At 76.1% G+C, this 4,017-nt stretch carries 3 protein-coding genes; all 3 read left to right on the top strand.

Features of this window, described 5'->3' with window-relative positions; all coding sequences use genetic code 11:
- Positions 1-1,297 (top strand): putative lipid II flippase FtsW (ftsW, locus tag KIK08_RS37725; protein WP_408004791.1); only part of this gene is annotated, 1,297 nt, incomplete at its 5' end.
- A 136-nt stretch (positions 1,298-1,433) separates the two neighbouring features.
- On the top strand, positions 1,434-2,567 hold the full coding sequence (gene murG / locus KIK08_RS37720; RefSeq protein WP_214408104.1) for an undecaprenyldiphospho-muramoylpentapeptide beta-N-acetylglucosaminyltransferase: 1,134 nt from the start codon (positions 1,434-1,436) through the stop codon (positions 2,565-2,567).
- Positions 2,564-4,017, top strand: a 1,454-nt coding sequence (gene murC, locus KIK08_RS37715; protein WP_214408103.1) for a UDP-N-acetylmuramate--L-alanine ligase, incomplete at its 3' end; no start/stop codon positions are given. The genes murG and murC, both read left to right, overlap by 4 nt.

Below are 4,017 nucleotides of genomic sequence, written 5' to 3'. Positions count from 1 at the left end.
CGAGCCGGCGCCGACCGGCCCGCGGGCCGCGGTCGGGGGCGCCGCGACCGCGGTCGGGGAGTGGCTGCGCAGCCCGCTGACCTCGCTGCACCTGCTGCTCGCGGTGTTCGGGCTGCTGACGGTGTTCGGGCTGGTCATGGTCCTGTCCGCGTCGGCGGTCGAGTCGTTCACCGCCACCCGCAGGGACGGCGCCGACGGCTCCAGCTACTCGGTCTTCACCCGGCAGCTGATGTTCTGCGGGCCCGGGCTGGTGCTGTTCTGGCTCGGCCTGCGCATCCCGCCGCGGCGGCTGCGGTCGCTGGCCCCGGTCGCGCTCGCGGTCGGCGTGCTGGCCCTGATCGCCGTGCTGATCGTGGGCTCGGTGCGCAACGGCTCGCGGGCCTGGTTCGCCTTCGGCAGCTTCTCGATCCAGCCCTCCGAGGCGGTGAAGGTGGCCCTCACGCTGTGGGGGGCGCACGTGCTGGTCGCCCGGCGCCGGGTCATGCACCGCTGGAAGCAGGCGCTCTCGCCGGTCGTGCCGGTGACCGGGCTGCTGATGACCCTGCTGGTGCTGCAGCCCGACCTGGGCATGACGGTCTCGCTGGGCATCGTGCTGGTCGCGCTGCTGTTCTACGCCGGCGCCCCGATGCGGCTGATGCTCACCCTGACCGGGGCCGCGCTGGGCGGCGCGGTCGTCCTGGCGCTGACCGCCGACTACCGCCTGGCCCGGGTCACCGCGTTCCTGTCCGGCGGCAGCGCCGACCCGCTCGGCGCCCAGTGGCAGGCCAACCAGGCGCTGTACTCACTGGCCGACGGCGGCCTGTTCGGGGTCGGCCTCGGGCAGGGCCGGGCCAAGTGGGACTATCTGCCCAACGCACACAACGACTTCATCTTCGCCATCATCGGCGAGGAGCTGGGGTTCCTCGGCGCGTTCGCGGTGCTCGCGCTGTTCGCGGTGCTGGCCTACGTCGGCATCCGGATCGCCAACCGCAACACCGACCCCTGGCTCAAGCTGGTGGTGGCCACGTCCACGACCTGGCTGGTCGCCCAGGCCGCCATCAACATCGGCTACGTGGTCGGGCTGCTGCCGGTGACCGGGCTGCAGCTGCCACTGATCTCCTCCGGAGGCACCTCGCTCGTGGTCACCATGTTCGTCTTCGGGGTGCTGGCCAACGCGGCCCGCCACGAGCCGGAGGCCGTCGCCGCGCTCCAGCAGCAGGGGCAGGGGACCATCGCCCGCCTGTTGGGCCTGAAGCTGCCCGAGCCCTACCGGGCCCCGGTCAGCCGCCCGGCCGCGCAGCGGGGGCCGCTGCGATGAGCGGGCTCGCGAGCGAATCGTCAGCACAGCGCTCCGTGAGCTGCCGACCGAGCGTCAGCGAGGGAATGCGGTGAACCAGCCCGTGAACCAGCCGCGGAACCAGCCCGGCACGAACCGCCCCCCGAACAGGGCCGGGATGGACGAGCTGACCCAGCGCATCGACGTCGCGCCGAAGGCACCCCGCAAGAGCTCCCGCGGCCCGTCGGTGGTGATCGCGGGCGGCGGCAGCGCCGGGCACATCGAGCCCGCGCTGGCCTTCGCCGACGCGGTCGTCCGGCTCGTCCCCGGGGCGCGGATCACCGCGCTGGGCACCGAGCGCGGGCTGGACACCACCCTGATCCCGCCGCGCGGCTACCCGCTGGAGCTGATCCCGCCGGTGCCGCTGCCCCGCAAGCCCAGCGGCGACCTGCTCAAGCTGCCCGGCCGCGTGCGCGGCGCCGTGGCCCGGGTCCGCGAGGTGCTCGCCGCCGTCGACGCCGACCTGGTCGTCGGGTTCGGCGGCTACGTGGCGCTGCCCGCGTACCTGGGCGCCCGGGGCCGGGTGCCGATCGTCGTGCACGAGGCCAACGCGCGCGCCGGGCTGGCCAACAAGGTCGGGGCGCGGTTCGCCGACCGGGTCGCCGCGGCCGTGCCCGGCAGCGGGCTGGGCTCCGCGGAGGTCATCGGCATCCCGCTGCGCCGCTCGGTCACCACCCTCGACCGCCCCGGCCTGCGGCTGCGCGCCCGGCACCTGTTCGGGCTGCCCCGCGGCGAGCCGGTGCTGCTGGTCTTCGGCGGCAGCCAGGGCGCGCGCTCGATCAACGCGGCGCTGGCCGCCGCGCTGCCCCGGCTGCGCCGCGCGGGGATCGCCGTCCTGCACGCCTACGGCAAGAACGGCACCCCGGCCGACCCGATGCCCGGCTACGTCCAGCTGCCCTACATCGACCAGATGCACATGGCCTACGCCGCGGCCGACGCCGTGCTCGGGCGGTCGGGCGCGATGACCGTGGCCGAGGTGTCGGCCGTCGGGCTGCCCGCGGTCTACGTGCCGCTCCCGCACGGCAACGGCGAGCAGGCCCTCAACGCCCGCCCGGTGGTCGACGCGGGCGGCGGCCGGCTCGTCCCGGACGAGCAGCTCACCGGCGACCGGCTCGTCGACGAGGTCGTGCCGCTGCTGACCGACCCCTCGAAACTGCTGTCCATGGGCCGAGCGGCGCGGGCGTCCGGGCACGCCGACGCCGACGAACGGCTGGCCCGCATGGCCCTCGACGTGCTGGCGGTGCGCGCATGAACACCACGACCGGGGCCACGGCCCCGCCCACCGCCGACCCGGCCGACCCGCCGGCCCTCGGCGCCGGCAGCCGGGTGCACCTGATCGGGATCGGCGGCGCCGGGATGAGCGGCATCGCGCGGATCCTGCTGGCCAGGGGCGCGGAGGTGTCCGGATCGGACGCCAAGGACTCGCGCACCGTGCTCGCCCTGCGCGCGCTCGGCGCCCGCGTCGAGATCGGCCACGACCCGAGCCACCTCCCGGCCGCCGGGCCCGATGCCGACCCGGCAACGGTCGTGGTGTCCAGCGCCATCCGGGAGACCAACCCCGAGCTGGCCGCGGCCCGCGAGCGCGGCCTGGTCGTGCTGCACCGGTCGCGGGCGCTGGCCGCGCTCACCGCCGGGCGCAGGCTCGCCGCGGTCACCGGGACGGCCGGCAAGACCTCGACCACCTCGATGCTCACGGTGGCCCTGCAGCACTGCGGGCTCGACCCGTCGTTCGCCATCGGCGGCGACCTGGCCGCGTCCGGCTCCGGCGCGCACGAGGGCACGGGCGACGTGTTCGTCGCCGAGGCCGACGAGAGCGACGGGTCGTTCCTGGCCTTCTCGCCGGTGGTCGCCGTGGTCACCAACGTCGAGCCCGACCACCTCGACCACTACGGCAGCGCCGCGGCCTACGAGGCGGCGTTCCGCGACTTCCTCGGCCGGATCGAACCGGGCGGCGCCCTGGTCACCTGCACCGACGACCCCGGCGCCGCGGCGCTGGCGGCCGACGCGGCGGCCCGCGGCGTGCGCGTGCTCGGCTACGGGCGCGGCCCCGGGGCGCACGCCCGGTTGGTCGACTTCCGCCCCGACGGCACCGGCGCCCGGCTCGTGCTGCGCCACGCCGGCGTCGAGCACCTGCTGCGGCTGGGCGTGCCCGGCGAGCACATGGCGCTCAACGCGCTGGCCGCGCTGCTGGCCGCGGTCGAGTTGGGCGCGGACGCCGAGGGTGTGCTGGCCGGGCTGGCGGCGTTCGACGGCGTGCGGCGCCGGTTCGAGTTCCGCGGCCGGGCCGCCGGCGTCGCCGTCTACGACGACTACGCCCACCACCCCGCGAAGGTGGCCGCCCAGCTGCGCGCCGCCCGCGACGTGGTCGGCCCGCTGGGCCGGGTGGTGGTGGCCTTCCAGCCCCACCTGTACTCGCGCACCCGCGACTTCGCCCCGGCCTTCGGCGAGGCGCTCGGGCTGGCCGACGAGGTCGTCGTGCTGGAGGTCTACGGCGCGCGGGAGGACCCGGAGCCCGGGGTCAGCGGCGCCCTCATCGCCGACGCCGTGCCCCTGCCCCCCGAACGGGTGAAGTTCGTCCCCCGATGGGCGGACGTGCCGGCCGTCGTGGCCGGGCTGGCCTCCAGCGGCGATCTGGTGGTCACCATGGGCGCGGGCGACGTCACCGTGCTGGCCCCGGAGATCCTGCTCGAACTGGAGCGGCG

The organism is Pseudonocardia lacus (assembly GCF_018531445.1).
Taxonomy (GTDB): Bacteria; Actinomycetota; Actinomycetes; order Mycobacteriales; family Pseudonocardiaceae; genus Pseudonocardia; species Pseudonocardia lacus.
The sequence above is the reverse complement of the archived record's forward strand: the minus strand, read 5'-3'. Positions and strand labels throughout refer to the sequence as shown.